The sequence below is a fragment of the Halorientalis persicus genome, from assembly GCF_900110215.1.
Lineage (GTDB): Archaea > Halobacteriota > Halobacteria > Halobacteriales > Haloarculaceae > Halorientalis > Halorientalis persica.
This window is the reverse complement of the sequence record NZ_FOCX01000001.1, coordinates 202,774-228,232: the sequence shown is the minus strand read 5'-3', so window position 1 is coordinate 228,232 and position 25,459 is coordinate 202,774. Positions and strand designations below refer to the sequence as shown.

The following is a 25,459-nucleotide window of genomic DNA, read 5'->3' as shown; positions in this document are numbered from 1 at the left end:
CATGGGACGACGAATTCAGGGACAACGACGCGGTCGCGGTGGTCCGACGTTCCGGGCCCCGTCGCACCGCTACAAGGCGGACCTGTCGCACCGAACGGTCGAAGACGCCGACGTCGTCTCGGGCACGGTCGTCGACATCGAACACGACCCGGCCCGCAGCGCGCCGGTCGCGGCCGTCGAGTTCGAGGACGGCGATCAGCGCCTCGTGCTCGCGCCGGAAGGGATCGGCCTGGGCGATCAGATCCAGGTCGGGATCTCCGCGGCTATCGAGCCGGGCAACACGATGCCCCTGGCCGAGATCCCGGAAGGGGTCCCGGTCTGTAACGTCGAGGCCAACCCCGGTGACGGTGGGAAGTTCGCCCGTGCGTCGGGCGTCTCCGCCAACCTGATGACCCACGACCGCTCGGTCGCGGTGGTGAAGCTCCCGTCGGGGGAGATCAAGCGGCTCGATCCGGACTGCCGGGCGACCATCGGGGTCGTCGCCGGTGGCGGCCGGACCGAGAAGCCCCACGTCAAAGCGGGCAACAAGTACCACAAGATGAAAGCGCGAGGGACGAAGTGGCCGAACGTCCGCGGTGTGGCGATGAACGCCGTCGACCACCCGTTCGGTGGTGGCGGTCGCCAGCACCCCGGCAAGCCCAAGTCCATCTCGCGGAACGCGCCGCCGGGCCGGAAGGTCGGGGACATTAGCTCCCGGAAGACCGGCCGCGGCGGGAAGGGTGGTTCTGAATGAGTTCGGAGTACCAGATCGGCCACGAGGGAGAGTTCTCCTACCGTGGTCACAGTCTCGAGGAGTTGCAGGACATGGACATCGACGAGGTCGCGGAACTGCTCCCCGCACGCCAGCGGCGAAGCATCCAGCGCGGCCTGTCCTACGAGAAAGAACAGCTGCTCGAGGAGGCCCGCGAGGCCGGTGAGGAGGAGACCGCGAACGATCCGATCCGCACCCACCTCCGGGATATGCCGATCCTGCCGGAGATGATCGGACTCACGTTCGCCGTCCACAACGGCCAGAGCTTCGAGCGCGTCGAGATAGAGCCCGAGATGCTGGGCCACTACCTCGGCGAGTTCCAGCTCACACGGACATCCGTCGAGCACGGACAGGCCGGGATCGGGGCGACCCGATCCTCCAAGTTCGTGCCACTCAAGTAACACATGGGAATCAGCTACTCAATCGACCCGGACCCGGACACCACGGCGAAAGCCATGCTTCGGGAACGGCAGATGAGCCACAAGCACAGCAAGGCCATCGCCCGCGAGATCAAGGGGATGACCGCCGGCGAGGCCGAGGAGTACCTCGAAGCGGTCGTCAACGAAGAGCAGTCGGTGCCCTTCAAATCTCACAACTCGGGCGTCGGTCACCGCAACGACATCGACGGCTGGGACGCCGGTCGCTTCCCGGAGAAGGCCAGCGAGGCTTTCCTCGACCTGCTCGAGAACGCGGTCGGCAACGCCGACCACCAGGGATACGACGGTGAGACCATGGAGATCATCCACGTCGCCGCCCACAAGGTCGGCGAGACCCGCGGCCGCAAGCCCCGCGCGATGGGGCGGGCCACGGAGTGGAACTCCCCGGAAGTCGACGTCGAACTGATCCTCCAGGAGGGTGATGCCTGATGGCTGACGAACACCAGTTCATCGAGGACGGCCTCCAGCGGACCCAGATCGACGAGTTCTTCGCCGACGAGCTGGGCCGTGCGGGCTACGGCGGCATGGACGTCGCCAAGACGCCGATGGGGACCCAGATCGTCCTCAAGGCCGAAAAGCCCGGCATGGTCATCGGCAAGGGCGGGAAGAACATCCGGAAGGTCACGACCGAACTCGAAGATCGGTTCAACCTCGAAGACCCCCAGATCGACGTCCAGGAGGTCGAGGAGCCGGACCTGAACGCCCGGATCGTCGCCGACCGCCTGGCCAACGCCCTCGAACGCGGCTGGTACTTCCGGAAGGCCGGTCACACCACGATCGACCGGATCATGGAAGCCGGCGCACTCGGGGCCGAAATCGTCCTCTCGGGCAAAGTCACGGGCGCACGCTCACGCGTGGAGAAGTTCAACCGTGGCTACATCAAGCACAACGGTGAGCCCGCAGAGGAGATCGTCGACCACGGGCAGGGTACGGCAGTCATGAAACTCGGCACGATCGGCGTGGACGTGAAGATCATCCCGCCGAACGCCCAGCTCCCCGACGACTTCCGCATCTACGAGGACGCGGACGTCGAGGACTACGTCGAAGACGTCGAGGGCGAGAGCGTCGAGGAACTGCTGGAAGGCGAGCCCGAGGAAGGCGAGGCCGAGGCAGAGCCCGAAACCGGGGCTCCGCCGGAGGAGGCCGACGAAGCCGACGAGGAAGCAGTCGAGGAAGTCGTCGACGAGGAGATCGTCGAGGAAGACGTCGAGGTTCCAGACGAGGAACCCGACGACGTCGACATCGACGAACTCGACGACGCCATCGAGTCGGAAGTCGACGAGGAGACCGAGGCGGAAGCCGAGGAACTGATGGACGAGATGGAAGACGAAGACGTCGAAGAGGGTGACGACGAATGACGATCCTGCACCCCGACGAGATCCGCGACATGACGCCTCCCGAACGGGAAGCGGAACTGGAGGATCTGGAGACGGAACTGCTGAACACCCAGGCCGTCCAGGCCGCGGGTGGTCGCCCGGAGAACCCAGGCGAGATCAAAGAGATCCGGAAAGCCATCGCCCGGCTGAAGACGATTCGCCGGGAAGAAGGCGATCTGGACGAGGAATAGACTGATGCCACTGACACCCGCGACGCTCACGCGACACGAACTCATCGGCCGCCCGGTTCGGGTGGTCGCCGCGTCCAACCCCGACCTGGTCGGCATCGCCGGCGAGGTCGTCATGGAGACGACGCGGACGCTCTCCGTGGAGGGGAGCGCGAACGGTGAGCGGCGGGTGTGGCAGGTGCCGAAGGCTGACGCGACGTTCGAGTTCACGCTGGACGATGGCGACACGCAGGTCGTCACCGTCGAGGGTGAACAGTTGGTCGCGCGGCCTGCGCGGCGCACGGAACGAACAGGTGATTCGAAATGGCGCTAGGACTTAACGTAGAACGGCCGGAGGAGGCCTGCTCCGACGAGAACTGCCCGTTCCACGGCACACTCAGTGTGCGTGGGCAGACGCTCGAAGGGGAGGTCGCCTCCACGGACATGGACAAGACCGTGATCGTCGAACGCGAGTACGACGTGAAGGTGCCCAAGTACGACCGATTCATGAAGCGTCGGTCGCGCGTCCCGGCTCACGCACCCCCGTGCGTGGACCTGGAAGTGGGCGACACGGTCCGTATCGCAGAGACACGACCGCTCTCGAAGACGAAAAGCCACGTCGTCGTGGAACGCGTGGCTTCGGCGGACGCCACCGAGGTGGCGGCAGCTGGAGGTGGCGACTGATGGAGGCACTCGGTGCCGACGTCACCCAGGGCCTCGAGAAGGGCTCGCTGATCACGTGTGCCGACAACACGGGCGCACGCCAGCTGAAGGTGGTGAGCATCTCGGGCTACTCCGGGACGATCAACCGCCACCCGAAGGCGGGCCTCGGTGACAAGATCACCGTCTCGGTCACCAAGGGGACGCCGGAGATGCGTCGCCAGGTGCTCGAAGCGGTGATCGTCCGCCAGCGCAAGCCGATCCGGCGGCCGGACGGCACGCGCGTGAAGTTCGAGGACAACGCGGCGGTCATCATCGACGAGAACGAGGAACCCCGCGGGACCGAGATCAAGGGTCCCATCGCTCGCGAGGTCGCCGAACGGTTCGGCTCCATCGCGAGCACAGCGACAATGATCGTCTAGTATGACACGACAACCACACAAACAGCGAACCCAGACCGAGCGCGCGCCGCTGCACGAGCGCCACTCGCAGGTGCGGTCGACGCTGGCCGACGACCTCCGCGAGGAGTACGACCAGCGAAACGTCCGCGTCAACGAGGGCGACACGGTCGAGGTCCTGCGTGGCGACCACGCCGGCGAGGAAGCCGAAGTCGTCGCCGTGGACCTGACCGATCAGGTCGTCCACGTCGAGGACGTGACGCTAGAGAAGGCCGACGGGGAGGAAGTCCCCCGTCCGCTGGACGCGTCGAACCTCCGCGTGACGGCACTCAATCTCGACGACGACCGGCGGCAGGCGCGACTCGAATCGGAGGCGGATAGCGCATGACGAAACATCAGAAACGACTCTCCGTTCCCAAGAGTTGGCCGGTCGAGCGCAAGACCGAGACGTTCACCGTGAAGGCAGATGCCGGTCCGCACGGCGAGGCAGGGGTCCCTCTGCTGATCGTCCTGCGGGACGTACTCGAGTACGCCGACTCCCGGAAGGAGGCCCGCTACGCCCTCAACCAGGACAATGTCCTGATCAACGGCAAGGCGGTCTCCGACGAGGAACGGCCGGTCGGGATGTTCGACATCCTGGCCTTTACCGAGCGCGAGGAGTATTACCGCGTCTTCCCCGGCAAGGGCGGACGGCTCGCTCTGACGCCCATCGACGAGGAGTCGGCGGGCTCGAAGCTGGGCAAGATCGTCAACAAACAGCACATCCCCGGTGGGGAGGTACAGCTGACCCTGCACGACGGCCAGACGCTGACCGTCGACGAGGACAGCGAGTACGGCGGCAACGACTCCATCGTCGTCGCCAACGACGACGACGAGATCGTCGCCCACTTCCCCTACCAGGAAGGCGAACTCGTCACGGCGGTCGCCGGCGCACACGCCGGTGACATCGGTCGGATCGAGGAGATCCAGATCACGCCGGGCAGTTCCGAGAACAACGTCATCGTCGAACAGGACGACGGCGACGGTTTCGAGACCGTCGAGGAGTACGTCGTCGTGATCGACGAGAACTTCACGGGTGATGACGAATGAGCTCCGAGACTGAGTCCGGTGGCGACTTCCACGAGATGCGCGAACCGCGCATCGAGAAGGTCGTCGTCCACATGGGCGTCGGGCAGGGTGGTCGCGAACTGGCCAACGGCGAGGACATCCTCGCCGAGATCACGGACCAGCAGCCGGTCCGGACCACGGCCAAGGAGACCGTCGGCGAGTTCAACATCCGTCAGGGCGACCCCATCGGCGCGAAGGTCACCCTTCGCGACGAGGAGGCAGACGAGTTCCTCCAGACGGCGATCCCGCTGGTCGACCTCTCGGCGTCCCAGTTCGACGACACCGGCAACTTCAGTTTCGGTGTCGAGGAACACACGGACTTCCCGAGCCAGGAGTACGACCCGAACATCGGGATCTACGGGCTGGACGTCACGGTCAACATGGTGCGCCCGGGCTACCGGGTCGCAAAGCGTGACAAGGCCTCGCGGTCGATCCCGTCGAACCACCGACTCAACCCCGACGACGCGGTCGCGTACGTCGAGGCGGCTTACGACGTGGAGGTCAACGAATGAGCGAAAGTGAAACGGAAGCCGACGCCGAGGGCGAGGAGACCGAGGAGGTCCGTGACCCCACCGGCGAACAGACGGCGAAACGCACGGAGCAACTCCGCTCTTGCCAGCGGTGTGGTCGCGAGCAGGGACTGGTCGGCAAGTACGACATCTACCTCTGTCGCCAGTGCTTCCGCGAGATCGCACGCGGCATGGGCTTCAAGAAATACTCATGACAGGCAACGATCCGCTGTCCAGCGCCCTTTCGGGTCTGAACAACGCCGAAAGCGTCGGACATCTGGAGCAGACGGTATCGCCCGCCTCGAACGAGATCGGCAGCGTGCTCGAGGTCTTCTACGACCGCGGGTACATCGACGGGTTCAGCTTCGTCGACGACGGCAAAGCCGGCGAGTTCGAGGTCGAACTGAAGGGTGCGATCAACGAGTGTGGCCCCGTCAAGCCCCGCTACTCGGCGGGCGCTGACGAGTTCGAGAAGTGGGAGAAGCGGTTCCTCCCCGCTCGGGACTACGGGACACTCGTCGTGACCACCAGCCACGGGATCATGAGCCACTACGAGGCCCGCGAACAGGGCATCGGTGGCCAGGTGATCGCGTACGTCTACTAACAATGCCACGCACAGAACTCGAAATTCCGGACGAGGTAAGCGCCGAGATGGACCATCTCGACCTGACGGTCGAGGGTCCCAACGGCAGTGTGACGCGCCGGCTCTGGTACCCCGACGTGGACGTCTCCGTCGACGACGGGGCCGTCGTGATCCAGAGCGACGAGGACGACGCCAAGACGAACTCGACGGTCGGTACCTTCGAGAGTCACGTCAGGAATATGTTCCACGGCGTGACCGACGGCTGGGAGTACGAGATGGAAGTCTTCTACTCTCACTTCCCGATGAAGGTGCGCGTCGAGGACGACGAGGTCGTCATCGAGAACTTCCTCGGTGAGAAAGCGCCCCGGCGGACCACCATCCACGGGGACACCGAGGTCAGCGTCGACGGCGAGGAACTGACCCTGTCGGGCTCGGACATCGAGGCCGTGGGCCAGACTGCCGCCGACATCGAACAGCTCACCCGGGTCAAGGACAAGGACATCCGGGTGTTCCAGGACGGCGTCTACATCACCGCGAAACCGAACCGAGGTGAGGCCTGATGACGGAGCTAGAAGACATCGCAGGTGTCGACGAGGAGAAAGCCGCGACCCTTCGCGGGGCCGGCTACGAGACGGCCGAGGACCTCGCGGAAGCGAGCCAGGACGACCTCTCGGACATCGAGGGAGTCGGCAACGCACTGGCGGCCCGAATCAAGGCGGAAGTCGGCGGCGTCGAAGTCGACGAAGAGGCCGACGCCGAAGTCGAAGACGACGGTTCGGCGGCCGACGAGGCCGACGAGCAGGAGAGCTACGACGACCTGACCGACATCAGCGGCGTCGGCGACTCGAAGGCGGCCGCGCTGGAAGGCGCGGGCTACCGGACGGTCGACGACGTGCGCGGTGCGACCCAGGACGACCTCGCGGAGGTCGACGGCATCGGGAACGCGCTGGCGGCCCGCATCAAGGCCGACGTGGGCGGACTCGAAGTCAGCGAGGAGACCGAGGCGGAAGTCGAAGACGAGTCTCCCGAACCCGAGGAGACCGAGGCAGTCGAGACGGAACTGCAGGCCCGCGGCCTGACCGAGAAGACGCCCGACCTCAGCGAGAACGAGGAACGGCTCCTGAACCAGCGGAGCCACGAAGGCAAACCGCAGTTCAACCGGCAGGACTACCACAAGAAAAAGCGAGTCCCCACCTCGTGGCGTCGCCCGCGCGGCCAGCTCTCGAAGCAGCGCCGCGGCATCAAGGGCAAAGGCGACACCGTCCAGGCCGGGTTCCGTACCCCGAAAGCGGTTCGGGGCAAGCACCCGAGCGGCTTCGAGGAGGTTCGCGTCCACAACGTGGACGACCTCGAAGGCGTCGACGGCGACCGCGAGGCGGTCCGGATCGCCTCGAAGGTCGGTGGCCGCAAGCGCGAACGCATCGAGGAGGAAGCCGAGGACCGCGGCGTGCGCGTCCTCAATCCCACCTACGTCGAAGTGGAGGTCGAAGAATGACGGATCTGAGCGCACAGAAGCGGCTCGCGTCGGACATCCTGGACGTCGGGAAGAACAAAGTCTGGTTCGACCCCGACGAGCAGGGCGAGATCGCCGACGCGATCACCCGCGAGGACGTTCGAGAACTGATCGAGCAGGGCGTGATCCAGTCCGAGGACGCGAAGGGCAACTCCCGCGGTCGTGCCCGCGAACGCGCGGAGAAACGCGCGTACGGGCACCAGAAGAACGCCGGCTCCCGGAAGGGGAAATCCGGCGGCCGCCAGGACTCCAAGGAGGACTGGGAGAGCCGTATCCGCGCACAGCGGTCGCGGCTCCGCGAGATGCGAGACGACGGTGACCTGTCGAGTTCGGAGTACCGCGACCTCTACGACAAGGCCGGCGGTGGCGAGTTCGACAGTGTCGCCGACATGGAACGATACATCGACAACCAGTACGGAGGCGAATGACAATGGCAACAGGACCACGATACAAAGTGCCGATGCGGCGCCGCCGCGAGGCACGAACGGATTACCATCAGAGGTTGCGCCTGCTGAAATCCGGGAAACCCCGGCTGGTCGCTCGCAAGAGCAACCAGCATACTACGGCGCAGCTGATCGTCACTGGCCCGCAGGGCGACGAGACGGTCGCGAGCGCACACTCCAGCGATCTCGAGGAGTTCGGCTGGGAGGCTCCCACGGGGAACCTGCCCGCCGCCTATCTCACGGGACTGCTGGCAGGCAAGCGCGCACTCGCGAACGGATTCGAGGAGGCCGTGCTCGACATCGGCCTCAACACCGCCACGCCGGGCAGTAAGGTGTTTGCAGTACAGGAAGGTGCAATCGACGCCGGGCTCGAGATCCCCCACAACGACAGCGTGCTCGCCGACTGGGAGCGGACCAGCGGCGAACACATCGCCGAGTACGCAGAACAGCTCGACGAGCCGCTGTACGCCGGGGAGTTCGACGCCACGGACCTGCCGTCGCACTTCAGCGACGTGCGAGAGACACTGATGGAGGCTGAACTATGAGCAACGGATGGGAACCGCGCACGCGGCTCGGTCGGAAGGTACAGGAGGGCGAGATCGACTCGATGCAGGAGGCCCTCAACTCCGGCCTGCCGCTGAAGGAACCGGAGGTCGTCGACCAGCTGGTCCCCGACCTCGAAGACGAAGTGCTGGACATCAACATGGTCCAGCGGATGACCGACTCCGGCCGCCGAGTGAAGTTCCGGTGTGTCGTCGTCGTGGGCAACCGCGACGGCCTCGTCGGCTACGCCGAGGGGCGTGACGACCAGGTCGGCGGTGCGATCCAGAAGGCCATCGACATCGGGAAGCTGAACCTGATCGACGTGTCCCGTGGCTGTGGGTCCTGGGAGTGTGGCTGTGGGCGACCCCACACCGTCGCGCTCCGGACGACCGGCAAGGCGGGCAGCGTCGAGGTCGAACTCCAGCCGGCCCCGCGCGGGCTGGGACTGGCGGGCGGGGAGACCGTCCGGCACGTCCTCGAACTCGCCGGGATCGAAGACATCTGGACCCGTTCCTCTGGGAACACGCGGACCACGGTCAACTTCGCGAAGGCGACGTTCAACGCGCTTCGCAACACGGCCGAGGCCCGGGTCCCCCAGCGGACCATGGAGAAACGAGAGGTGATCGAGTGATGCAGGCACTCGTTCAGCTTCGCGGTGACGTGAACATGGCCGAGGACGTGAGCGACACGCTGGAGATGCTGAACGTCCACGACGTGAACCACTGTACGCTGATTCCCGAGACGGACGCCTACCGTGGGATGATTCACAAGGTCAACGACTACGTCGCCTACGGCGAACCCAGCCAGCAGACCGTCGAGACGCTGCTGCAGACCCGCGGCGAACCCCTCGAGGGTGACGCCGACATCGACGACGAGTGGGTCGACGAGCACACCGATTACGACTCCGTCGAGGGCCTGGCCTTCGCACTGGTCGCCGAGGAGACGACCCTGCGCGAGCAGGGCTTGGCACCAGTTCTCCGCCTGCACCCGCCGCGTGGCGGGCACGACGGGCTGAAGGGGCCGGCCGTGACGGGCGGACAACTCGGCAAACACAGTACCGAGGAGATCGACGATCTCCTCACAGCGATGCGATAACAATGACGAGCAAAAAGAAACGACAGCGCGGCACACGCACGCACGGTGGCGGCAGTCACAAGAACCGTCGTGGCGCGGGCCACCGCGGTGGCCGTGGCCGTGCCGGTCGCGACAAACACGAGTTCCACAACTACGAACCGCTCGGCAAGTCCGGATTCAAGCGACCTCAGAAGCTCAAAGAGGAGATCGCGGAGATCGACGTCCGTGAACTCGACGAGGACGCCGCGCTGCTGGCGGCCGACGGCGTCGCCGAGGAAGACGGTGACGGCTACCGGATCGACGTCCGGGACGTCGTCGAGGACGGCCACGAGGTCGACGCGGTGAAGGTCCTCGGTGGCGGCCAGGTTCGGAACGAACTGACGGTCGTCGCGGACGACTTCTCGGAATCGGCACGCGAACTGCTCGAATCGGCCGGTGGCAGCGCCGAGCTCACCGACCGCGGCGAGAAACGGCAGGCCGAGCGCGAAGACGAATCCGATAAGGATACAAGCGAGGAAGAAGGGTCCGCGTAGTATGGGCTGGAAAGAAACCGCCGAACCGGTACTCACCCGCATGCCCTCGGTCCAGCGACCGGAGGGCCACGTTCCGTTCAAACGGAAGCTGGCCTGGACAGCCGGCGTGCTGGTGTTGTACTTCTTCCTGACGAACGTCTACCTGTACGGACTGGGCACGCAAGGTGGCGACATCTTCGGGCGCTTCCGCTCGATCCTCGCCGGCGGCCAGGGGACGATCCTCCAGTTGGGGATCGGTCCGATCGTCACCGCATCCATCGTCTTGCAGTTGCTCGGCGGTGCCGACCTGCTGGGGCTGGACACCCAGAACAACCCCCGTGACCAGGTGCTGTACCAGGGCCTCCAGAAGCTGCTGGTGATCCTGATGTGTATCCTGACGGGGCTGCCGATGGTCTTCGCCGGCAACTTCCTGCCGGCGAGCCCGCAGGTCGCACAGGGCCTCGGGATCGGGCTCGGCGGCGTGAAGCTGCTGCTGTTCGCCCAGATCTTCCTCGGCGGGATCCTCATCCTCTACATGGACGAGGTCATCTCGAAGTGGGGCGTCGGCTCCGGTGTCGGCCTGTTCATCGTCGCCGGCGTCAGCCAGCGTCTCATCGGCGGTTTCTTCGCGCTACCCGGAATCGGCTCGGAACAGGTCGGCTTTTTCCCGTCCTGGATCCTGATCGCGATCGGTGAGCAACCGATCGGCTCGCTGTTCGGCGCGGGCCTCCAGCAGGTGCTGATGAGTCCGCAGTTCGGCCTGATCAGGCTGGTGACGACGGTCACTATCTTCGTGGTGGTCGTCTACGCCGAGTCGGTGCGGGTCGAGATTCCGCTGTCGAACGCACGGGTCAAGGGCGCACGCGGTCGCTTCCCGGTGAAGCTGATCTACGCGAGCGTCCTGCCGATGATTCTCGTGCGTGCGTTGCAGGCGAACCTCCAGTTCCTGGGGCGGATCCTGAACGCACAGCTCGGGTCGGGGATGCCGGCCTGGCTCGGCACGTACTCCCAGTCCCAACCGACCGGCGGGCTGTTCTACTACATGGCTCCCATCCAGTCGCCGAGCGACTGGATCCCCCAGCTTGCCGGGAGTGCGGCAGCGGCCGAACTCTGGCAGATCGCGCTCCGGGTCACCGTCGACCTGACGTTCATGGTCGTCGGCGGCGCGATCTTCGCGGTGTTCTGGGTCGAGACGACCGACATGGGCCCCGAAGCGACGGCCCAGCAGATCCACGGCTCCGGGATGCAGATCCCCGGCTTCCGACAGAACCCGGGCGTCATCGAGAAGGTCCTGGAGCGGTACATCCCCCAGGTCACCGTCATCGGTGGCGCGCTGGTCGGCCTGCTGGCCGTGATGGCCAATATGCTCGGCACAATCGGGGGCGTCGGCGGAACCGGGCTGCTGCTGACGGTCTCCATCACGTACAAGCTGTACGAGGAGATCGCCGAGGAACAGCTCATGGAGATGCACCCGATGATGCGCCAGATGTTCGGGTAACACCGGCCTGGCGACACGTCGTTTCCATTCTTTCACATCTCGACCCACAGCGGCGGCCGTGTCGGGTTCACCAGACGGAAGACCACTATTCGGGTCCTGCGTTCTCCGGCAACGGATGCCTGATGTCGTACTGCTGACCGTTGACTCGGTTCGGCGGGACTTCGTGGATGCCATCGCGGATCACGAGGTGTTGACCGATGTGACCGCGGGTCACTACACACGACCGAGCCTGGCGGCGGTGCAGTCCTCGCGGTTGCGGGCGTCGGTCCAGTCCCGCGTCGTCGGCCCCACGATCGTCGAGGCGTTCAGCGACGCGGGCTACACCACCATCGGGCTCGTGCCCACTGCGCAGGCGGACCCGGCCTTCGGGTTCGACAGCGGATTCGACCACTACGACAACTATCTGTCCGAGTCGGGCAACGCCGCGTCGAACCGCCGGAGCGGGCTCCGGGAGTACCTCGGCTCGTACGACATCGTCCGGCAGGTGTACCGGCGGGTCTACCCGATGGAGGCGACCAGGGACGATCTGTCTGCGGTCCGAGGCACAACGCATTTAACCGTTCTCACGAAATCCGGGTCCCATACGTATGTTGGCGATTCGGCCGCTCTTCCAGGCCACTGGCCTCGACAGTCCGACGCTGACGGCGGTGCTGGTGGTCGTCGCCCTCCTGATCTTCCTCTGGGGGTTCAGACGCTACCAGCGTAGTTTCTCCAAGACCGAGTTCGGCGTGGCGACGGCCATCGCGCTCGGCACGCTGGTAATCGCTCTCGTGCCGGATCTGTTCAACGCGCTCGGGAACGTCCTGCAGATCGAGCGGCGGCCGCTGGTCATCTCGCTGGTGGCCACCATACTGTTGACGGCGCTCGTGCTGTACGTGATCGGTCGGCTCTGCGAACAGCAGTTGGCGGTCGCCGAACGGGAACACGGCAAGAAGCCGAAGGTCAGATACGCGCTGGGGTTGATGCGGACGATATTCGTGACCTGGATCCGCTAGCCGAACAGGCGCTCCAGCAGCGAGCGGTCGCGTGACTTCTCGGCCAACAATACTGAGCACTCCACGTCGTCGACCACGTCGAGGACCAGCGAGCCACGGACGAGCCGTTCGAGCAGACCCTCCTCGGTCGCGCCGATGATGACCAGCGACGCGTCCCTGGCGGCGGTCTCGATGGCCGTCTCCACGTCGCCGGTCTCGACCCGGAGGTCGGCGTCGCCGAGGCCGTGTTTGCCCGCCCACTCGTCGAGGAAGGCCCGACCCTCGCTCTCGTCGTCGGCGACGTGGAGCAGGGTCACGTGGGAGTCGTACTCGGCCTGCAGGGTCCCCGCGATGGCGGCGCTCAGATCGGAGTCCGGGCCGCCGGCGGTGGGGACGAGCAGGCGCGACGGGTCGAACCCGCGGTTCTTGAGGACGAGGAAATCACAGGGTAGGTCCTGTGCGAGTTCGTCGATGGCGGACTCGGCTCGGCCCGGCGAGCCGTGGGCGTCCGGGCCCCAGCCCATCACGACCAGATCGGCCTCGTGTGACTCCGCGGCGGTGAAGATCTCCTCGAACGAGCGGTGTGAGATGATGGTTTGGGTCTCGACGGGCACGTCGAAGGTCTCGGCGTCGGCCTCGGCGGCGGCCAGCAGGTCGGCCGACTGGCTGTCGAGTTCGTCGACGTGTTCGGCCCCGTAGGACAGCGAGGTCTGATCGGGGACGGTGACGATGTGGGTGGCCAGGACGCTCCCGCCGCGCTGTTTGGCGACGGCGCTGGCCAGCGTGATGAGGTCGGTCTCGTGTTCGGGGTTCGCGAGTGGGACCATCACCTTGTACTGGCCCCCGTCGGGCTGGACGCTGTCGGCGGCTGTGACTGCGGAGTCGGGCATCTCCTCGGAGCGTGCCTGGATGTACTGGCCGAGGATGCCCTGTTTGTCGGCCCGCGTCCGGGCGTAGGCGAAATACCAGACGATGCCGCCGACGACGAACAGGAGACTGAGCAGTATCTCGAGGGGGGCCATGAACCCAATCAGGCCGAAGGAGAGAAACGCGCCAAGAATCGGTGTGATCGGATAGAGCGGGACGGTGAAATCCGGATCGTACTCCGGGACGTTGGCTTCCCGCATCACGATGAGTGCGAGGTTCAACAGGCCATAGACGATCAGGTGGAGGACGCTACCGGCTTTCGCGAGGGTCTTGATGTCGCCGATACCGATGAAAAGGAGGATGAGTCCGCCCGTGATGGCGATGGACCGGTACGGAGTGGCGAACCGCGGGTGAATCTGGTTGAGCCAGGCCGTCACGAGCTTGTCACGCCCCATCGCGAAGTTGATCCGCGACGACGCGAGGATCGACGCGTTGGCGCTGGACGCTGTCGCGAGCAGGCCCGCAAAGAGGATCAGGCCGCCGCCGAGCGTGGCCAGCCCCAGTGTGTTACCGAACGCGACCTCCGCGACGTCTATAACAGGTGTATCCGACCCGGCGAGGATGTCCCAGTTGATGACACCCATCAGCACCACCATGATGATGGCGTACATGATGGTCACGATGACGACCGAGCCGACGATCGCGAGCGGGAGGTTTCGACCGGGATTTCGTATCTCCTCGGCGACGGTCGTGATCTTCGCGAACCCAAGGAAAGAGACGAACACGAGCGCTGTCCCGGGCAACAGCGAGCCATAGCCGAAGGGGGCGACCGGCGTGAGCGTCGAGAGATCGGCGTTCAGTGCGCCGACGATCGTGAAGACCGTCAGGATCGAGACGAGCGTGATGACGATGATGTTCTGGAGGCGGCCGGTCTCTTTGGCCCCGACGTAGTTGACCCCGACGAACGCGACGCCGGCGACCAGTGCTGCGACCTGGGTCGGCGAGAGCGCCACGATGCCAAGATTCACCCCTGGGACGCCGACGAGTTCGATCAGGAACCCGCCGAACCCGATCATGTAGAACGCCGAGGCGAACGCCAGCCCCATCCAGTTCCCCAGCCCTGCTACGGACCCAAAGAGCGGACCAAGCGCGTGGTTGACGTAGTAATAACTGCCACCGGCCTTCGGCATGGCCGTCCCGAGTTCGCTGGCCGAGAGGGCGGTGAACAACGAGATGACACCGCCGACAACGAACGACGCGGCGACCAGTGGTCCCGCGACGCCAGCCGCTTGACCGGGCAACACGAAGATGCCCGCGCCGATCATCGTCCCGACCCCGATGGTCAAGGCGGCAAGCGGCCCCAGGTCCTTGGCGAGTTCTTCGTCGCTCATTCATCCCCTCCGTCGGTCGCCGTGTCGTCGTCCGGCAAGACGATCACGGGACGATCCGTCTCGGTGATGAGGTCGAGGGCCACGTCTCCGGTGAGCAACTGGACCCAGCGGCTCCCGCCCCGCGGCGTGAAGACGATGGCCGTCGCCTCCATCTCGTCGGCCACCTCGAAGATCGTCTCGGCCACGTCGGTGCCGTAGGCAATTTCGGTCTCGATACCGTCGCCGAGTTCCTCCTGAACGATGGCGAATATCTTCTCGGCTTCCTGCTCGCGTTGCTCGACGGAGGCCTTGTCGGGTGCGCCGCCGGCCTTCTCGATCACGTTGACCGCGACGACGTGGTCGCTGTCCGCTGCATACGGGGCGAAGGCCTGCGCGGTCGTTCGACCGTCCTCCGTGCTCGCCACCGGCAGGAGGACGCGCTCGAAGATGTCAGTCATCGGTCACCCTGTCCGCACACTCGTCTCGTCGGTCGGTTCCCCCGATTCCAGAGCCGACTCGTCGTTTCATGGGCGCGATTGCGAATGGACCGGACTTAAGTTCTCGTACCTTCGGCCGAGGACGGACCTCGCGGAAGGGAAATTCTCTTGAGTAGCCCGTGGGTACGGGCCTGCAATGATTGCCGGTGATCGGTCGTGCGCGTAATTATCGTCGGTGCCGGCCAGGTCGGCTCGACAATCGCCGAGGAACTCGCCCCGCTTCACGACGTGGTGGTGATCGACGTGGACCGGGACCGCGTCGAGTCGCTCACCTACGACGTGGACGTGCTCGCCGTCGAGGGTGACGGGGCCGAACTGGCGACGCTCCGGGAGGCCGGCCTCACCGACGCGGATATGCTGATCGCCAGCACGGACGACGACGAGACGAACATCGTCGTCAGCGGGACTGCCAAGACCGTCGCCGACGTTTTCACCATCGCACGGGTCAAAAACACGAAGTTCCTCCGGACCTGGCGACAGGCCGCGGGGGCCTTCGGCGTCGACCACATGGTCGGAACGAACCTCCTGACCGCTCAGACGGTGGTGCGAGTCATCGGGCTGCCGGCGGCCCGCGACGCCGAGACGTTCGCCGAAGGCTGTATCCAGATGGCCGAGTTCGGCGTCCCCGAAGACAGTCCCGTCGCGAACCAGACCGTCCGCGAGGCCGATCGCTTCGAGTCGCTGACGTTCGCGGCGATCCTCGGCGAGGACGACGTGGTCATCCCGCGTGGGGACACGGTGATCGAACCCGGTTCCGACGTGGTCGTCATCGGCAGTCCGGACAGCGTTCGGGAGTTTGCGGGCGCGCTGGTCCCCGACGCCGACGGGCTCAGCGACGTGTTCATCATCGGTGGGAGCGACATCGGCTTCCACACCGCGCGCCTGCTCGAACAACAGGGGCTGACGCCACGAGTGATCGAGCAAGATCCCGACCGTGCCCGGGAACTGGCCGAGGAGCTGACAGGAAGCACGGTTCTGGAGAGCGACGCGACCGACCGCGAGTTCCTCGAACGCGAGAACATCGACGAGGCCGACGCCGTCGTCACGGCACTGGATTCCGACGAGAAGAGCCTGTTATCGGGCCTGCTGGCCAAACGGCTCGGCGCGTCGCGGGCCATCGCAGTCGTGGACAACGGGGAGTACGTCCCGCTGTTCGAGGCAGTCGGCATCGACGTGGCGGTCAACCCGCGCGAGGCGACCGCCGAGGAGATCACCCGGTTTACGCGCGAGCAACGCGCGGAGAACGTCGCGATCATCGAGTCCGACCGCGCCGAAGTGCTGGAGATCGAAGTCGACGCGGAGAGTGTACTGGTCGACCGCCCAATCCGCGAGTCGGTCGCCGACCTCCCGGACGGGGTCGTCATCGGCGCGATCTCGCGGGACGGCGAGCTGATCAAACCGCGCGGTGATACCGTCATCGAGATCGATGATCACGTGGTCGTGTTCGTCGACGCCGAAGTGATCGAGGAGGCGAACTCACAACTGTGAGCCGACTCCGTGTCGACTGGCGGGCGGCGACGAGTCTCGTCGGGACCGTCATCAAGTACCTGTCCGTCCCGCTGCTGGTGCCGCTGATCGTTGCGCTGCGGTACGGCGAGGGGATCGCCGAGTTTCTGGTGACCATCGCAGTCGTCGTCGCCATCGGGACCGCGCTCGAACGACTCGACCCCGATCCAGATCTCGGGGCTCGCGAGGGATTCCTGATGGTCGCGTTGACCTGGTTGCTCGTGCCCGTCGTCAGCACACTGCCGTATCTCATCGCGGGCAACGGTATCCCGTTCGTCCTCGCGCCGTACGAGCCCGCGTCGACGCTCGGGAACCCCGTCAACGCGCTGTTCGAGACGATGTCGGGGTTCACCACGACGGGCGCGACAGTCGTCGGTGAGATCAGCTTCGAGCGCCACTCCCACGCGATCCTGATGTGGCGACAGCTAACCCAGTGGCTCGGCGGGATGGGGATCGTCGTCCTGGCGGTCGCGATCCTCCCCGAACTCTCAGTGGGTGGGGCACAACTGATGGACGCGGAGGCCCCGGGACCGGGCATCGAGAAGCTCACGCCCCGGATCGCCGAGACCGCGCGGGCGCTGTGGATCGCCTACGCTGGGTTCACCGTCCTGTTGTTCGTGCTGCTGTACGGACTCCACTGGGCCGGGATCTTGCTGGACGTGCCGCTGGCCCCGAATATGGGACTGTACAACGCCATCGCCCACCCGTTCACGACGCTGCCGACCGGCGGGTTCTCGCCGGAGGCCCGGAGTATCGAGGCGTTCTCGGCGGCCGTCCAGTGGGTCATCATCCCCTTCATGGTCGTCGCCGGGACGAACTTCGCGCTGTTGTGGCGCGCGATGACCGATGAACCGGGCGCACTCTTCGAAGACGGCGAGTTCCGCTTTTACCTCGGAATCATGGCCGCGCTGACGGCCCTCGTCGCCGGACTCCTCGTCACCGGGGCCGGGACTGAAGCAGTTACGGAGGCCGTCGGACCGCTCGCGGGTCAGGGTGAGGCGGCGCTCCGACACGCGACCTTCCAGGTCGTCTCCATCGTGACGACGACGGGATACGCGAGTATGGACTTCAACGCCTGGAGCGGCGCGGCGCAGTACCTGCTGCTGTTCGCGATGTTCGTCGGCGGGTCGGCGGGGTCGACCGGCGGTGCGATCAAGATCGTCCGCTGGCTGGTGATCCTCAAGTCGATCCGGCGGGAGCTGTTCACGACCGTCCACCCGGAGGCGGTCAGACCCGTCCGGCTCGGCGGTCGCGCGCTCGACGAGCGGGCGCTCCGGGGGATCTACGCCTTTACCCTCCTCTATATCGCTATCTTCCTCGTCGCGACGGTCGTCGTGCTGGTCGACGCCACACGCGTGTTCGACAACCTCTCCGCGTTCGACGCGATGAGCGCCGTCGCGGCGACGCTCGGCAACGTCGGCCCCGGGTTCGGCGTCGTCGGACCGATGAACAGCTACCTCGACTTCCCGGCGACCTCGAAGCTGTTCATGGTCTTCCTGATGTGGATCGGCCGGCTGGAAATCTTCCCCGTCCTCGTCTTGCTGACGAAGGCCTACTGGTCCTCCTAACCCGGGACCTCAGGGGTTCAACCCGTAGATCGCCGAGCGGACGAACACCAGCACCGGGATGATCTCCAGGCGGCCGACCCACATATTGAGGACGAACATTCCCTCGGCGACGGGGTGCATCGACGGACCCGTGATGCCCGATGAGAGGCCGACGTTGCCCTGGGCGCTCGCCACCTCGAACAGCGCGTCGGCGTAGCCGAAGTCGGGGCCGGCGAGGTTCACTAGGACGACGCTGCTGGCGATCAGCAGGAGAATCCACAGGATCGTGACGATGGCGGCCTCGCTGAACTCCCGTTCCATCGCCTCGCGATCCAACTGGCGGTCGCCGATCCGTGCCGTCACGACGGCGTTTTTCGGGAGGAAGACCCGCGAGAACTGCCACATGATGCCCCGGGCGATGGTGTAGCCGCGGACGATCTTGATGCCCCCGACGGTCGACCCGGCGGCACCGCCCAGCGTCATCGCACCGACGACGAGGACCTTCCCGCCGGCGAGCCAGCGGCCGATCGGGGCCGACTGGAACCCGGTACAGGTGAGCGCGCTGATCCACTGGAACGTCGAGTCACGGACGGCGTCGAGCGACGGCGCGTCCAGCCACGGGACGGACAGGAACGCTGGGCCGGTGAACGCGTCGGCCGCGATCCGGACCGACGTGACGTTCTGGACCGAGAGGACGACAACGCCCAGTCCGAGCAACGCGAACAGCCACCGGGTCTGGAGGTCGGCGACGAGTTCGCGGAAATCGCGGTCGTGCAGGACGACGTAGTGGATCGGGAACGCGATGGCACCGAGGATCATGATGGGGAGGAGGACGAACTCGACCAGCGGGGAGCCGTAGGTCCCGATGGAGTTGTCGGTGACGCTGAATCCCCCGGTCGTCAGCCCGGTCATTGCGTGGTTCAGGGCCTGCCAGCCCGTCTCGAACAGCGACAGCGAGGCGGCGTACTCGCTCTCGCTCAGTGAGATGGCTGCGAACAGGAGCACCGTCGACAGCAGTGTGTAGCCGACCACGAGTTTCCAGACCGTCCGGACCGTCGAGACGACGCTCGGGTGGATCTTCTCCTCGCGTGCCTCGCTCTGATAGAGGGCGTAGCTCCCGCTCCCGGGCCGGGCGAGGATCGAGACCGTCAGGACGATCACGCCGACGCCGCCGACCCACTGGATGAACGAGCGCCACCACTGGATCGCCCGGGGGAGCGACGGCTCGTGGATCGCCATGGTGAGCCCGCTGCCCGTCCACCCACTCATGCTCTCGAACATCGCGTGGAGCGGGTTCCGGAAGTACGCGAGACTCGACAGGGTCGTAGTGCCGCCCACACGGACCGGCTCCCAGTTCGCGGCCGCGGGGACGAAGGTGTCCATCACTGCCGGGGGCGTCAGCCACGCGGTGAGGAAGAAGGGTAGCGCGCCGAACACGGCGGTCATGAACCAGCCCCCGGCGGCGATGACCATCCCGTGTTTCATCTTCGGGGCCGGGGCCTCGGCGAACCCGCGGTTGGCCAGCCCGCCGACGCCGGCGGTGAGGCCAGCGGCGAGGAAGATCGCGAAGGCCGCACGAAACTCGCCGAACCCGACCGCGATCGCGACGGTGATCGTCATCAGCGCCGCCTCGATCAACAGCAGTGAGCCGATGTCCCGGGCGATCGTCGCCAGGTCGTCGGGGATTCCGGGTCGCAGTCGACTCATCTCAATGGTCTTCCTTGTGACCGAACACGTCCGTGACCTCGGGCGTCGCGCCGGTCGCCGAGTACACGGTCAGCAGGTCGTCGACCTCGATCTGCGTGTTCCCGCGCGGCGTGATCGGCTCGCCCTCGCCGTTGCGCTCGATGGCGACGATCAGCATATCACCGCCGATGTAGCCCTCGTCAGCGGCTTCCGAGAGCGTCAGCCCGGCGATCGGAGCCCCGCGCTGCACCGTGATCTCGAACACCTCGGCCTGCTCGCCGATCCGCATGAAGTCGACGATGGAGGGGCGCTTGACCGCCCGGTAGAGGTGTTCGGCGATGAGCCGCTGGGGGTTCTCCATCGTGTTGACCCCGATCTGGCGGAAGAGACTCATGTGCTCGGGGTTGTGGACGACGGAGACGACTTCCGGGACCTCCAACTCCTGGGCCAGCAGACAGACCATGATGTTCGTGGCGTCCTGATCGGTCGTGCTGATGAGGGCGTCGGCCCGTGTGGCTCCGGCCTCCTCCAGGGTCTCCTTGACCGTCGCGTCGTCCTGGATGACGAGACAGTCGTACTGGGAAGCCGCGCGTTCGGCCCGGCCCTCGTCGCGTTCGATGACGACGACCTCGTTGCCCCCCGCAGTCGCGATCTCGATGAGGGGCGTCCCGATGTCACCGGCACCGACGATGACGATATACATCTGGTCCGGTGTTCAGAACCGACGGTCGAAAATCTGTCGTTGTATTTATGTCGTCCGGCGATGGCTCGTACGGACCCGTAGAACCCTGTCAACCCTCGATTCGGAGGTCGTAGTCGTCGGGCCGGTCGAATACGTCGAGAAACAGGGTATCGAGGAAGTCGGCGGCGTGTTTCGGGTCCGCGATGGCCGAGACGTGGACCTCGCCGTCGGGTGCTTTTCTGGTCGCCGGCTGGGCGATCTTGAACACCGGAAACTCGGCGAGCAGGGCGTCGAGTCGGTCTCGTTGCGCGTCGTCGACGCGGACGACGATCTCGCGGTCGCAGTACTCGACGTACGGCGGATCGTCGGCGGCGACGGCGACGAGGACTGGCGACTGGCTCCCGGCCCGACGGTGGGCCGTGATGGCCTCGGCGATCCGGGTCCGACGCTCGATTGCGCGCTCACCGTCGGCTGTCATGACCATACCGAGGAGGGCCAGCGGTAAAACGACCGTGCTCGTCGCCGGTCGCCGGAGAACGTCAGGTACAAATCCCGGGCTGGAGAAGCCGGTCACATGGCAGACGCACACGTGCTGATTCTCGGCCCGCCGGGCGCAGGCAAGGGGACACAGAGCAGTCGGATCGCCGACCAGTTCGACGTGGAACACGTCACCACCGGCGACGCCCTGCGGTCGAACAAGGACATGGACATCTCGGACATGGACACCGAGTACGACACGCCCCGCGAGTACATGGAGGCGGGCGATCTGGTGCCCGACGCCGTGGTCAACGCCATCGTCGAGGAGGCCCTCCAGAGTGCCGACGGGTACGTGCTGGACGGCTACCCGCGCAACATGGATCAGGCCAAGGAACTCGCGGACATGACCGACCTCGACGTGATCCTCTCGCTGGAAGTCAGCCGCGACGAACTCGTCGACCGGCTCACCGGCCGCCGGGTCTGTGACGACTGTGGCACCAACTACCACGTCGAGTTCGACCAGCCCGAAGAGGAGGGCGTCTGTGACGAGTGTGGCGGCGAGTTGATCCAGCGCGACGACGACAACGAGGAGTCGGTGAACAACCGGCTGGACGTGTTCGAAGACAACACCGCGCCCGTGATCGACCACTACCGCGGCCGTGAGGACTTCGTCGAGATCGACGGCGAACAGACTCCCGACGAGGTCTGGGCGGCCATCGAGGCGGCCATCGACGAGCGCGTCTGATCGGATCGGTTCCGAAATCCCGTTTTCGCCGCATCGAGAGTAAAAGCTTGATTAGCGGTGGTGCCTAGAGCTTCGACAATGCCACGCACCGCCGAGAAAGTAGAGTCGCTCGCCCGGGAAGACGGGGCGTTGCTGGACGCGCTCGAAGCGGTCCTCGACGTCGTCGAGGACGATGGGGTCGTCGAGTGGAGTGACGTCAGCGACGAGATGACCAGCGGCCAGTGGGGTCGCCTCATCGAGAAGGGACTGCTCGTCGACGCCGACGGGTCCGGGTTCGTCGTCGACGACCCCGAGGGTGTCCGCGACGCGCTCAGCGACGACGACGTGAGCGACGCGGCCGCCGACGGCGACGGGGAGTCCTCGTGGTCGTCCTACGACAAACTGGCCGGCGTCGGCGCGCTCGGGATGATGGCCGGCTACTCGTTGCCGGCGGTCCGGGACGCTATCGGCGGGAGTCTCGACGTGCTCTTTGGCCCGCTGGAGGCGATGCTTCCCTTCTACGTCGTCGTCATGGTCCTGGCCATGCTCACTGGCCTGTACTCGACGCTGTTGCAGGCCAATCTGATGGACATGGACAAGATGAGCGAGTACCAGGAACAGATGCAAGAGATCCAGGAGCGCCGCAAAGACGCCAAGGAACGCGGCGACGAGGAGGCCCTGGACCGCATCCAGCAAGAACAGATGGAGGCCATGGGTGACCAGATGGGAATGTTCAAAGAGCAGATTCGGCCGATGGTCTGGATCATGCTGCTGACCATCCCGGTCTTCCTCTGGATGTACTGGATGCTGCTCTCGCCCAACCAGTCGATCCACCCCCAGACTATCACGCTGCCACTGATCGGGTCGGTGAACTGGACCGACGGCGTCCTCGGCCCGCTCCAGGCCTGGATCCTCTGGTACTTCCTCTGTTCGATGGGCTTTACCCAGATCATCCGGAAGTCGCTGAACATCCAGACGACGCCGACCTGAGGCGGTACTCCCCGAGCCTTCTCGGGCCGATCCGAAGACACAACCTCTTTTACCGCGACCACCGCAGGTCTGATATGCTGATTACCGTCTCCGGCCCCGCGGGCAGCGGGAAGAGTACGCTCGCCGCGGGACTGGCCGACGCGCTCGGGTACGAGCACGTCAGTGGGGGTGACATCTTCCGCGCGCTCGCAGACGACCGCGGCTACTCGCTGGTCGAGTTCAACGAACTCGCCGAGGAAGACGACCAGATCGACCGCGATCTGGACCGCCGGCTCCGCGAGACCGCCCGCGAGTCGACCGACCTGGTACTGGAATCGCGACTCGCCGGCTGGATGGCCGCCGAGTACGCCGACCTCCGGGTGTGGCTCGACGCCCCGCTCGACGTACGGGCCGACCGTATCGCCGATCGCGAGGACAAACCCCTCGACGAGGTCCTCGAAGAGACCCGCGCCCGCGCCGCCAGCGAGGCCCAGCGCTATCGGGAGTACTACGGCATCGACATCGAGGACCGCTCGATCTACGATCTGACCGTGAACACTGCCCGCTGGGACGCCGACGCCTGCCTCTCGCTCGTGCTGTCGGCCGCCGAGTCCTACAGCTCCGACCGCGACGAGGGCAAATACCCCGTCGAGGGCGTCCGGTACGAGTTCTGATGGCCGACCGCGGCGCTCCCGACGACCGGTCGATCCCCAATCTGCTCGAATTCGGTGTCGTCAACCTCGACAAACCGCCCGGCCCATCCGCCCACCAGGTCGCCGCCTGGGTCCGGGACATGGTCGCCGACGCCGTCCCGGGCGGCATCGACGGCGTCGCCCACGCCGGCACGCTCGACCCGAAGGTTACCGGCTGTCTGCCCCTCCTGCTGGGCGACGCCACCCGCATGGCCCAGGTGTTCGACGACGCCGTCAAGGAGTACGTCGCCGTCCTCGAACTCCACGGCCGGGCCCCCGCCGATCTCGAATCCGTCGCCGCCGAGTTCGATGGCCCGATTTACCAGAAACCGCCACGAAAGAGCGCCGTGAAGCGCCAGCTCCGGGTTCGAGAGATCCACGACCTCGACGTGCTCGAAATCGAGGACCGCCGCGCGCTCCTCCGAGTCCGCTGTGAGAGTGGAACGTACATCCGCAAACTCTGTCACGACCTCGGGCTGGCGCTCGGGACGGGCGCGCACATGGGCCATCTCCGGCGGACCAGTACCGGCCAGTTCGACGACCGGGATCTGGTGACGCTGGAGGACCTCGCCGACGCGCTCGCGTGGTGGACCGAGGACGACGACCCCGAACCACTCCGGGAGATCGTCCGGCCCGCCGAGTACGCGCTGGAACCCCTGCCGTCCGTGACCATCGCCCCCAGCGCCGCCGAACAGGTCGCCGAGGGCGCGCCGGTGTACGCGCCCGGCGTAATCGAGTCCGATCTCGATGCCGACGACGCGGCGGATCGACCGCTCGTGGCCTGCTACACCCCGAACGGGGCGGCGATCTGTCTCGGTCGACTGGTGGGTGACCCCGACGGTGAGTCGGGGACCGTCGTCGAGTTAGAACGCGTACTGGTTTAGCGGGAAAACGACACCCTTAATCCGGGGACCCTCGTGATCCAAATTGCGGGACCGTGGGGTAGCGGTATCCTCGGCGCATGGGGTGCGTCGGACCTGAGTTCGAATCTCGGCGGTCCCACTCCAAAATAAAGGATAGCGGCCTTCTTCGCCGCTTTCTCACCGAAACGAGGTGGTCAGCGTGAGCCGTGCGGCCGACGCTGACGACGCCGATTACCCGCCAGTGTGCGACTTCTGCGGGTGCTTCATCGACGTTCCCAACAAGCTGTGCCCGGCGCTCGATGACGGGGTGTGTCGGCCATGAGCAGCCAGCCACGCACCCCGACGTGGGACCCGAGCGACGACCTGCCGGACCGACTCGGCGGGACGCCGACGCTGTCGATGCCCGACGACTGGACGCTGTCGACGCCGTGGCAGCGTGCCCAGGAGGAGACCGACGGGGGCGGCCCGATCAACGACGCCGAGCGCATGGTGTACCTGGAAGGGAGCGACTACCCCCATCGCGTGACCTTCGCGCTCGACGGCGCGGATCTGCTCGCCGAGTGCGACTGCAAGGCCCATCGGTACAACGACGGGTGGTGCAGCCACGTCGCCAGCTTGTGGTGGCAGTGGGTCCGCGGGGAGATCGTCGTTCACCACCTCGACACGGGTCGGGAGTACCCAGCGCCACCATGCTGGCTGTCTCTCGATGGCGACCGAACCGACCTGCCGACCGACGACCTCACATCTGCCGAACTCGACGCCTGGCTCACCTGCGACCTCGGAGACGTGAGTGTCCGCGAGTTCGCGCGCTTTACTGACCGAAGCCCCGGCACTGTCGGGAACCTGCTTCGCTGGGCACGCGAGAAAGTCGGAGGTGAGGGCCGGTGACGGGGGGAGGCCCCAACCCACTCCCGAGCGGACGGGGAGGGGGGTGTCCGCCACCATACCGCGCAGTCGAAACCGACCCGTCAAATCGGACCCCCCGGATGCGGGGGAGCGCGACCCCCGTTTCATCTGTGTCCGCACAGGCTTCG

General features: G+C 65.9%; 35 protein-coding genes, 1 tRNA gene and 1 pseudogene. 32 read left to right on the top strand and 5 right to left on the bottom strand.

Going from position 1 to position 25,459, the window contains the following annotated elements:
- Window position 1: 1 nt before the first annotated feature.
- From BMX17_RS01340 to BMX17_RS01230, 24 genes and pseudogenes are all read left to right on the top strand, one after another.
- Entirely contained in the window at window positions 2–733 is a 732-nt protein-coding gene (locus BMX17_RS01340) for a 50S ribosomal protein L2 (protein ID WP_092656854.1), read from the top strand.
- Entirely contained in the window at window positions 730–1,152 is a 423-nt protein-coding gene (locus BMX17_RS01335; protein WP_092656852.1) for a 30S ribosomal protein S19, read from the top strand. Before BMX17_RS01340 ends, BMX17_RS01335 begins: the two co-directional genes overlap by 4 nt.
- Window positions 1,153–1,155: 3 nt before the next feature.
- Window positions 1,156–1,617 (top strand): 50S ribosomal protein L22, encoded by a 462-nt coding sequence (locus BMX17_RS01330; protein ID WP_092656850.1) that lies wholly within the window; start codon window positions 1,156–1,158, stop codon window positions 1,615–1,617.
- On the top strand, window positions 1,617–2,546 hold the full coding sequence (locus BMX17_RS01325) for a 30S ribosomal protein S3 (protein WP_092656848.1): 930 nt from the start codon (window positions 1,617–1,619) through the stop codon (window positions 2,544–2,546). Before BMX17_RS01330 ends, BMX17_RS01325 begins: the two co-directional genes overlap by 1 nt.
- Window positions 2,543–2,755 carry a 50S ribosomal protein L29 gene (gene rpmC / locus BMX17_RS01320; RefSeq protein WP_092656846.1) on the top strand — a complete coding sequence of 71 codons (213 nt, stop codon included), beginning with the start codon at window positions 2,543–2,545 and terminating at the stop codon, window positions 2,753–2,755. The genes BMX17_RS01325 and rpmC overlap by 4 nt, the downstream gene beginning before the upstream one ends.
- A gap of 4 nt (window positions 2,756–2,759) precedes the next feature.
- Window positions 2,760–3,065 carry a ribonuclease P protein component 1 gene (locus tag BMX17_RS01315; RefSeq protein ID WP_092656844.1) on the top strand — a complete coding sequence of 102 codons (306 nt, stop codon included), beginning with the start codon at window positions 2,760–2,762 and terminating at the stop codon, window positions 3,063–3,065.
- Complete coding sequence (locus tag BMX17_RS01310; RefSeq protein WP_092656842.1) at window positions 3,056–3,415, top strand: 30S ribosomal protein S17; 360 nt, start codon at window positions 3,056–3,058, stop codon at window positions 3,413–3,415. The genes BMX17_RS01315 and BMX17_RS01310 overlap by 10 nt, the downstream gene beginning before the upstream one ends.
- Window positions 3,415–3,813, top strand: coding sequence for a 50S ribosomal protein L14 (locus BMX17_RS01305; protein ID WP_092656840.1), 399 nt, complete (start codon window positions 3,415–3,417; stop codon window positions 3,811–3,813). Before BMX17_RS01310 ends, BMX17_RS01305 begins: the two co-directional genes overlap by 1 nt.
- Window position 3,814: 1 nt before the next feature.
- The gene (gene rplX, locus BMX17_RS01300) at window positions 3,815–4,177 is read left to right on the top strand and encodes a 50S ribosomal protein L24 (RefSeq protein ID WP_092656838.1); all 363 of its coding nucleotides are present in this window, start codon (window positions 3,815–3,817) and stop codon (window positions 4,175–4,177) included.
- Complete coding sequence (locus tag BMX17_RS01295) at window positions 4,174–4,878, top strand: 30S ribosomal protein S4e (protein ID WP_092656836.1); 705 nt, start codon at window positions 4,174–4,176, stop codon at window positions 4,876–4,878. Before rplX ends, BMX17_RS01295 begins: the two co-directional genes overlap by 4 nt.
- The gene (locus BMX17_RS01290) at window positions 4,875–5,408 is read left to right on the top strand and encodes a 50S ribosomal protein L5 (RefSeq protein ID WP_092656834.1); all 534 of its coding nucleotides are present in this window, start codon (window positions 4,875–4,877) and stop codon (window positions 5,406–5,408) included. The genes BMX17_RS01295 and BMX17_RS01290 overlap by 4 nt, the downstream gene beginning before the upstream one ends.
- The gene (locus BMX17_RS01285; protein ID WP_092656832.1) at window positions 5,405–5,620 is read left to right on the top strand and encodes a 30S ribosomal protein S14; all 216 of its coding nucleotides are present in this window, start codon (window positions 5,405–5,407) and stop codon (window positions 5,618–5,620) included. The genes BMX17_RS01290 and BMX17_RS01285 overlap by 4 nt, the downstream gene beginning before the upstream one ends.
- A complete protein-coding gene (locus tag BMX17_RS01280; protein WP_092656830.1) occupies window positions 5,617–6,009 on the top strand; it encodes a 30S ribosomal protein S8 in 393 nt (130 codons plus the stop codon). The genes BMX17_RS01285 and BMX17_RS01280 overlap by 4 nt, the downstream gene beginning before the upstream one ends.
- Before the next feature lie 2 nt (window positions 6,010–6,011).
- Window positions 6,012–6,548 (top strand): 50S ribosomal protein L6, encoded by a 537-nt coding sequence (locus tag BMX17_RS01275; protein WP_092656827.1) that lies wholly within the window; start codon window positions 6,012–6,014, stop codon window positions 6,546–6,548.
- A pseudogene (locus BMX17_RS27690) lies at window positions 6,548–6,697 on the top strand (helix-hairpin-helix domain-containing protein); the annotation flags it as partial. The gene BMX17_RS01275 and the pseudogene BMX17_RS27690, both read left to right, overlap by 1 nt.
- A 108-nt stretch (window positions 6,698–6,805) precedes the next feature.
- Window positions 6,806–7,483, top strand: coding sequence for a 50S ribosomal protein L32e (locus BMX17_RS01270; RefSeq protein WP_342027682.1), 678 nt, complete (start codon window positions 6,806–6,808; stop codon window positions 7,481–7,483).
- Window positions 7,480–7,929: a 50S ribosomal protein L19e gene (locus tag BMX17_RS01265; protein WP_092656823.1), complete on the top strand. Its 450-nt coding sequence runs from the start codon at window positions 7,480–7,482 to the stop codon at window positions 7,927–7,929. Before BMX17_RS01270 ends, BMX17_RS01265 begins: the two co-directional genes overlap by 4 nt.
- A gap of 2 nt (window positions 7,930–7,931) precedes the next feature.
- Complete coding sequence (locus tag BMX17_RS01260; protein ID WP_092656821.1) at window positions 7,932–8,489, top strand: 50S ribosomal protein L18; 558 nt, start codon at window positions 7,932–7,934, stop codon at window positions 8,487–8,489.
- A complete protein-coding gene (locus BMX17_RS01255) occupies window positions 8,486–9,118 on the top strand; it encodes a 30S ribosomal protein S5 (RefSeq protein WP_092656819.1) in 633 nt (210 codons plus the stop codon). Before BMX17_RS01260 ends, BMX17_RS01255 begins: the two co-directional genes overlap by 4 nt.
- The gene (gene rpmD, locus BMX17_RS01250; protein WP_092656817.1) at window positions 9,118–9,582 is read left to right on the top strand and encodes a 50S ribosomal protein L30; all 465 of its coding nucleotides are present in this window, start codon (window positions 9,118–9,120) and stop codon (window positions 9,580–9,582) included. Before BMX17_RS01255 ends, rpmD begins: the two co-directional genes overlap by 1 nt.
- Window positions 9,583–9,584: 2 nt before the next feature.
- Window positions 9,585–10,094, top strand: a complete 510-nt coding sequence (locus tag BMX17_RS01245) for an uL15m family ribosomal protein (protein ID WP_092656815.1) — start codon at window positions 9,585–9,587, stop codon at window positions 10,092–10,094.
- 1 nt (window position 10,095) lies between these two features.
- Window positions 10,096–11,571, top strand: a complete 1,476-nt coding sequence (gene secY, locus BMX17_RS01240) for a preprotein translocase subunit SecY (protein WP_092656813.1) — start codon at window positions 10,096–10,098, stop codon at window positions 11,569–11,571.
- Between the two features lie 115 nt (window positions 11,572–11,686).
- On the top strand, window positions 11,687–12,277 hold the full coding sequence (locus tag BMX17_RS24950) for an alkaline phosphatase family protein (protein WP_139203394.1): 591 nt from the start codon (window positions 11,687–11,689) through the stop codon (window positions 12,275–12,277).
- A complete protein-coding gene (locus BMX17_RS01230; protein ID WP_170845295.1) occupies window positions 12,219–12,566 on the top strand; it encodes a DUF2304 family protein in 348 nt (115 codons plus the stop codon). Before BMX17_RS24950 ends, BMX17_RS01230 begins: the two co-directional genes overlap by 59 nt.
- Here the strand turns inward: BMX17_RS01230 and BMX17_RS01225 are convergent.
- Window positions 12,563–14,803, bottom strand: coding sequence for an amino acid permease (locus BMX17_RS01225; protein WP_092656807.1), 2,241 nt, complete (start codon window positions 14,801–14,803; stop codon window positions 12,563–12,565). The genes BMX17_RS01230 and BMX17_RS01225 overlap by 4 nt on opposite strands.
- Window positions 14,800–15,240 carry a universal stress protein gene (locus BMX17_RS01220; protein ID WP_092656805.1) on the bottom strand — a complete coding sequence of 147 codons (441 nt, stop codon included), beginning with the start codon at window positions 15,238–15,240 and terminating at the stop codon, window positions 14,800–14,802. The genes BMX17_RS01225 and BMX17_RS01220 overlap by 4 nt, the downstream gene beginning before the upstream one ends.
- 195 nt (window positions 15,241–15,435) lie before the next feature.
- Here BMX17_RS01220 and trkA point away from each other — a divergent pair, with 195 nt between their 5' ends.
- Together trkA and BMX17_RS01210 are read left to right on the top strand one after the other, a co-directional pair.
- Complete coding sequence (trkA, locus tag BMX17_RS01215) at window positions 15,436–16,767, top strand: Trk system potassium transporter TrkA (protein ID WP_092656803.1); 1,332 nt, start codon at window positions 15,436–15,438, stop codon at window positions 16,765–16,767.
- Window positions 16,764–18,353 (top strand): TrkH family potassium uptake protein, encoded by a 1,590-nt coding sequence (locus tag BMX17_RS01210; RefSeq protein WP_092656801.1) that lies wholly within the window; start codon window positions 16,764–16,766, stop codon window positions 18,351–18,353. The genes trkA and BMX17_RS01210 overlap by 4 nt, the downstream gene beginning before the upstream one ends.
- A 9-nt stretch (window positions 18,354–18,362) precedes the next feature.
- On the opposite strand, the gene BMX17_RS01205 is transcribed toward BMX17_RS01210, so the two are convergent.
- The 3 genes from BMX17_RS01205 to BMX17_RS01195 all read right to left on the bottom strand — a co-directional run bounded on the left by BMX17_RS01205 (window position 18,363) and on the right by BMX17_RS01195 (window position 21,178).
- Window positions 18,363–20,039, bottom strand: coding sequence for a potassium transporter TrkG (locus tag BMX17_RS01205; protein WP_092656799.1), 1,677 nt, complete (start codon window positions 20,037–20,039; stop codon window positions 18,363–18,365).
- Window position 20,040: 1 nt separating this feature from the next.
- Entirely contained in the window at window positions 20,041–20,721 is a 681-nt protein-coding gene (locus BMX17_RS01200; protein ID WP_092656798.1) for a potassium channel family protein, read from the bottom strand.
- Between the two features lie 88 nt (window positions 20,722–20,809).
- Window positions 20,810–21,178, bottom strand: coding sequence for a DUF7975 family protein (locus BMX17_RS01195; protein WP_092656796.1), 369 nt, complete (start codon window positions 21,176–21,178; stop codon window positions 20,810–20,812).
- Window positions 21,179–21,274: 96 nt separating this feature from the next.
- On the opposite strand from BMX17_RS01195, the gene BMX17_RS01190 reads away from it, so the two are divergent.
- The 6 genes from BMX17_RS01190 (at window position 21,275) to BMX17_RS25795 (ending at window position 25,313) form a co-directional block, all read left to right on the top strand.
- Complete coding sequence (locus BMX17_RS01190; RefSeq protein WP_092656794.1) at window positions 21,275–21,922, top strand: adenylate kinase; 648 nt, start codon at window positions 21,275–21,277, stop codon at window positions 21,920–21,922.
- A 78-nt stretch (window positions 21,923–22,000) separates the two neighbouring features.
- A complete protein-coding gene (locus BMX17_RS01185) occupies window positions 22,001–22,891 on the top strand; it encodes a DUF106 domain-containing protein (RefSeq protein WP_092656792.1) in 891 nt (296 codons plus the stop codon).
- 74 nt (window positions 22,892–22,965) lie between these two features.
- Complete coding sequence (gene cmk / locus BMX17_RS01180) at window positions 22,966–23,544, top strand: (d)CMP kinase (protein WP_092656790.1); 579 nt, start codon at window positions 22,966–22,968, stop codon at window positions 23,542–23,544.
- Window positions 23,544–24,446, top strand: coding sequence for an RNA-guided pseudouridylation complex pseudouridine synthase subunit Cbf5 (locus BMX17_RS01175; protein ID WP_092656787.1), 903 nt, complete (start codon window positions 23,544–23,546; stop codon window positions 24,444–24,446). The genes cmk and BMX17_RS01175 overlap by 1 nt, the downstream gene beginning before the upstream one ends.
- 47 nt (window positions 24,447–24,493) lie before the next feature.
- Window positions 24,494–24,564, top strand: a tRNA-Pro gene (locus BMX17_RS01170).
- A 179-nt stretch (window positions 24,565–24,743) separates the two neighbouring features.
- The gene (locus BMX17_RS25795; RefSeq protein WP_170845294.1) at window positions 24,744–25,313 is read left to right on the top strand and encodes an SWIM zinc finger family protein; all 570 of its coding nucleotides are present in this window, start codon (window positions 24,744–24,746) and stop codon (window positions 25,311–25,313) included.
- Window positions 25,314–25,459: the final 146 nt, after the last annotated feature.

Bases quoted from the DNA above. Each gene is read 5' to 3' on its own strand.
- BMX17_RS01275 (WP_092656827.1), top strand. From the start codon at position 6,012: ATGCCACGCACAGAACTCGAAATTCCGGACGAGGTAAGCGCCGAGATG.
- secY (WP_092656813.1), top strand. From the start codon at position 10,096: ATGGGCTGGAAAGAAACCGCCGAACCGGTACTCACCCGCATGCCCTCG.
- rpmD (WP_092656817.1), top strand. From the start codon at position 9,118: ATGCAGGCACTCGTTCAGCTTCGCGGTGACGTGAACATGGCCGAGGAC.
- rplX (WP_092656838.1), top strand. From the start codon at position 3,815: ATGACACGACAACCACACAAACAGCGAACCCAGACCGAGCGCGCGCCG.
- BMX17_RS01200 (WP_092656798.1), bottom strand. From the start codon at position 20,721: ATGTATATCGTCATCGTCGGTGCCGGTGACATCGGGACGCCCCTCATC.
- BMX17_RS01205 (WP_092656799.1), bottom strand. From the start codon at position 20,039: ATGAGTCGACTGCGACCCGGAATCCCCGACGACCTGGCGACGATCGCC.
- BMX17_RS01220 (WP_092656805.1), bottom strand. From the start codon at position 15,240: ATGACTGACATCTTCGAGCGCGTCCTCCTGCCGGTGGCGAGCACGGAG.
- BMX17_RS01330 (WP_092656850.1), top strand. From the start codon at position 1,156: ATGGGAATCAGCTACTCAATCGACCCGGACCCGGACACCACGGCGAAA.
- BMX17_RS01195 (WP_092656796.1), bottom strand. From the start codon at position 21,178: ATGACAGCCGACGGTGAGCGCGCAATCGAGCGTCGGACCCGGATCGCC.
- BMX17_RS24950 (WP_139203394.1), top strand. From the start codon at position 11,687: ATGCCTGATGTCGTACTGCTGACCGTTGACTCGGTTCGGCGGGACTTC.
- rpmC (WP_092656846.1), top strand. From the start codon at position 2,543: ATGACGATCCTGCACCCCGACGAGATCCGCGACATGACGCCTCCCGAA.
- cmk (WP_092656790.1), top strand. From the start codon at position 22,966: ATGCTGATTACCGTCTCCGGCCCCGCGGGCAGCGGGAAGAGTACGCTC.
- BMX17_RS01335 (WP_092656852.1), top strand. From the start codon at position 730: ATGAGTTCGGAGTACCAGATCGGCCACGAGGGAGAGTTCTCCTACCGT.
- BMX17_RS01290 (WP_092656834.1), top strand. From the start codon at position 4,875: ATGAGCTCCGAGACTGAGTCCGGTGGCGACTTCCACGAGATGCGCGAA.
- BMX17_RS01260 (WP_092656821.1), top strand. From the start codon at position 7,932: ATGGCAACAGGACCACGATACAAAGTGCCGATGCGGCGCCGCCGCGAG.
- BMX17_RS01310 (WP_092656842.1), top strand. From the start codon at position 3,056: ATGGCGCTAGGACTTAACGTAGAACGGCCGGAGGAGGCCTGCTCCGAC.
- BMX17_RS01265 (WP_092656823.1), top strand. From the start codon at position 7,480: ATGACGGATCTGAGCGCACAGAAGCGGCTCGCGTCGGACATCCTGGAC.
- BMX17_RS01325 (WP_092656848.1), top strand. From the start codon at position 1,617: ATGGCTGACGAACACCAGTTCATCGAGGACGGCCTCCAGCGGACCCAG.
- BMX17_RS01340 (WP_092656854.1), top strand. From the start codon at position 2: ATGGGACGACGAATTCAGGGACAACGACGCGGTCGCGGTGGTCCGACG.
- BMX17_RS01285 (WP_092656832.1), top strand. From the start codon at position 5,405: ATGAGCGAAAGTGAAACGGAAGCCGACGCCGAGGGCGAGGAGACCGAG.
- BMX17_RS01305 (WP_092656840.1), top strand. From the start codon at position 3,415: ATGGAGGCACTCGGTGCCGACGTCACCCAGGGCCTCGAGAAGGGCTCG.
- BMX17_RS01295 (WP_092656836.1), top strand. From the start codon at position 4,174: ATGACGAAACATCAGAAACGACTCTCCGTTCCCAAGAGTTGGCCGGTC.
- BMX17_RS01255 (WP_092656819.1), top strand. From the start codon at position 8,486: ATGAGCAACGGATGGGAACCGCGCACGCGGCTCGGTCGGAAGGTACAG.
- BMX17_RS01185 (WP_092656792.1), top strand. From the start codon at position 22,001: ATGCCACGCACCGCCGAGAAAGTAGAGTCGCTCGCCCGGGAAGACGGG.
- BMX17_RS25795 (WP_170845294.1), top strand. From the start codon at position 24,744: ATGAGCAGCCAGCCACGCACCCCGACGTGGGACCCGAGCGACGACCTG.
- BMX17_RS01225 (WP_092656807.1), bottom strand. From the start codon at position 14,803: ATGAGCGACGAAGAACTCGCCAAGGACCTGGGGCCGCTTGCCGCCTTG.
- BMX17_RS01175 (WP_092656787.1), top strand. From the start codon at position 23,544: ATGGCCGACCGCGGCGCTCCCGACGACCGGTCGATCCCCAATCTGCTC.
- BMX17_RS01315 (WP_092656844.1), top strand. From the start codon at position 2,760: ATGCCACTGACACCCGCGACGCTCACGCGACACGAACTCATCGGCCGC.
- BMX17_RS01245 (WP_092656815.1), top strand. From the start codon at position 9,585: ATGACGAGCAAAAAGAAACGACAGCGCGGCACACGCACGCACGGTGGC.
- BMX17_RS01190 (WP_092656794.1), top strand. From the start codon at position 21,275: ATGGCAGACGCACACGTGCTGATTCTCGGCCCGCCGGGCGCAGGCAAG.
- BMX17_RS01280 (WP_092656830.1), top strand. From the start codon at position 5,617: ATGACAGGCAACGATCCGCTGTCCAGCGCCCTTTCGGGTCTGAACAAC.